4 protein-coding genes are annotated in these 2,194 nt (G+C 61.5%); 2 read left to right on the forward strand and 2 right to left on the reverse strand.

Annotation, left to right across the window (positions count from 1 at the left end):
• Window positions 1-322 precede the first annotated feature (322 nt).
• Both AC1DX0_RS34915 and AC1DX0_RS34920 read left to right on the forward strand, forming a co-directional pair.
• Complete coding sequence (locus AC1DX0_RS34915) at window positions 323-556, forward strand: DUF680 domain-containing protein (RefSeq protein ID WP_477219305.1); 234 nt, start codon at window positions 323-325, stop codon at window positions 554-556.
• 263 nt (window positions 557-819) lie between these two features.
• Window positions 820-1,059 (forward strand): DUF680 domain-containing protein, encoded by a 240-nt coding sequence (locus tag AC1DX0_RS34920; RefSeq protein ID WP_477219304.1) that lies wholly within the window; start codon window positions 820-822, stop codon window positions 1,057-1,059.
• Window positions 1,060-1,102: 43 nt separating this feature from the next.
• Here the strand turns inward: AC1DX0_RS34920 and AC1DX0_RS34925 are convergent, their stop codons facing one another.
• Together AC1DX0_RS34925 and purN are read right to left on the reverse strand one after the other, a co-directional pair.
• Window positions 1,103-1,612, reverse strand: coding sequence for a SixA phosphatase family protein (locus AC1DX0_RS34925; RefSeq protein WP_477358956.1), 510 nt, complete (start codon window positions 1,610-1,612; stop codon window positions 1,103-1,105).
• Window positions 1,613-1,812: 200 nt separating this feature from the next.
• Window positions 1,813-2,194, reverse strand: a 382-nt coding sequence (gene purN, locus AC1DX0_RS34930) for a phosphoribosylglycinamide formyltransferase (RefSeq protein WP_477358959.1), incomplete at its 5' end; no start/stop codon positions are given.

Genomic DNA, 2,194 nt, shown 5'->3' on the forward strand with positions numbered 1-2,194 from the left:
ACTCAGGTGTGCCGATCCAAAATCGAACCGATCGGTTCAAGTTATGTTGACGAACCGTGAACGAACGGTCGACGTCCGCTCAGTGAATCGCCGCACCGTGCGTTGGTAGTTATCCTGCAACACAATGATATTGTTCAATAAAATTCTTCGCCATTGATCCCCTGGCCGAAGTTCAAGATGTGGATCCGGGGCGTGATGGCACATCTTCGTGATTGGAAGTCGGCGAACGAAAAACCCACTTCCAGCCTGTCCGAGCGACGCGAAATTCCTCCCAAGGGCACGCCACTAGACGGACAGAACCAGGAATACTGGAGTAAAGAAAATGACCAAGATCGCACTTACCGTTGCCGCCATCCTCGTTGCCACGGGCAGCGCCTTCGCCGGCAGCGACAATTATCACTCGGCTACCGACAATCAGGCTGCAGTCACCGCACCCGCAGGCAATATCGACCACAGCTATACGGCTTCGACCCGCAAGCAGGTCGAGCACCACGGCTTCAAGCTGACGCCCGATTCAAACCAGCCGGAATCCGGCCAGGGCAATTGGGGCAACTAAGACAACGCTCGACAGGTCACGGCATCTAGGCCCCACTGATCTTCGCAGCAGTCCTCGATAACAAAGAGCGGTGGGCTCGGCCCGCCGCTCTTGTTTTTTGCGCAACAGGGCAGGCACCGGCGGGCATCGGTTGGAGCAGCCGGTCGTCGCGCCCCGCAGAGAAAGTTTCCGCCTCCAGGAATAAAACCGGATGGCCTCGGGTCTTGTCCTTAGCGGAACCGTCCTCCCAAGACGCCGCCCAATGAATGAAACAGGAGATTGAAATGAACAAGATCGCTCTCGCTACCGCCGCTATCCTAGTTGCGAGCGGCGGCGCCTTTGCCGGCAGTGACCATTATGGTTCCGACAATGCCAACCAGCCGGTTGCTTCGGTTGCCGGCGTGGATCATGCCGTCACCGGCGCGGTCAAGAACACGGATATGGCCGGGCACAAGGCAGCCTATACCAGGATGAAGACAACTACCGAGTGGCCGGAACCCGGTCAGGGCATCTGGGGCAACTGAGGTCTCGACCGCGGGCTTGCCTGCCGCACCTGTCCGCAGGATTCTAGTTCAGATCCTTCGGGCGCAGGCAATGCGTCAGCCGCCCGGACGACAGGCCGGACCAATCGCCCTCGAAGACAAAGCGCGCAAGAGCCGTCGTCGGAAACTTTTCCTCGAGCCTCTTGCGGGCTTTGGCCTCCGAGCCTGAATCGGCAAGCTGTTTCGCCAGATCTTCCAGGCCCGGATTGTGGCCGACCACCGCCAGGCAGCCGCTCGACAGGTCGGCCAGGCGAATCTGGCTCAGAACATCCGCCGCCGAAGCATCGTAGAGCGCATTGGCAAACACGACCCGAGGCCGCGCCGGCAGTTCCGCGGCGACCAGCCGCCAGGTGTCACAGGTGCGTAGCGCCGACGACACCAGCACCTGGTCCGRCAGCCAGTCGCGCGCCGCAAGCTCCCGCCCCATCAATTTGGCCGCCTTCAATCCGCGTTCCGCGAGCGGCCGATCGAAATCATCGAGATCAGGGTCGTCCCAGCTCGATTTGGCATGGCGAAGCAGAAGCAGCTGTTTCATCGGCTTTGGTCAGGACCAGGGAGACTGGCCAGACGAGTGCGGGCCTTTTGTCTGATCGCCTCTATGTCGAAGGGATCGAATGGGCCGCTTTCCAGTCCTTCCAGCCAAGCTCTGCGCAGCCGGTCTGTTTCGGTCTGGCGCGGAGTCTGATTTAGCGACTCCAAGCTATTCGCCATGCTGTCGTCCCCAATCTAGGCCTCTCAGGGCGTRATCCGMGCCAGMTGCTCSAGATCGSSYTCCTCGCGCAGCGGRTCGGGCGCCATCACCACCGAGGTGCCGTTGTCGGCRTCGTCGGCRAAGTGGGCRAGCACGGTGCGCCCGGCTTCCATGCGTGCCTTGCCTTCAGCAACGAGTCCCAGTGCCAGCGGATAGAGCCGATGCTCGGCCTTGAGTACGCGGGCGGCCAGCATATCGGCATTGTCGCCGACCATCACCGGCACGGCCGCCTGGGCGATGATCGGGCCGTCATCCATCTCGGACGTGACGAAATGCACGGTGCAGCCATGGATGCGCAGGCCGGCGGCCAGCGCGCGCACATGGGTGTCGAGGCCCTTGAATGCCGGCAGCAGGGCAGGGTGGATG

This window comes from Mesorhizobium sp. P3_A9, from assembly GCF_056402975.1.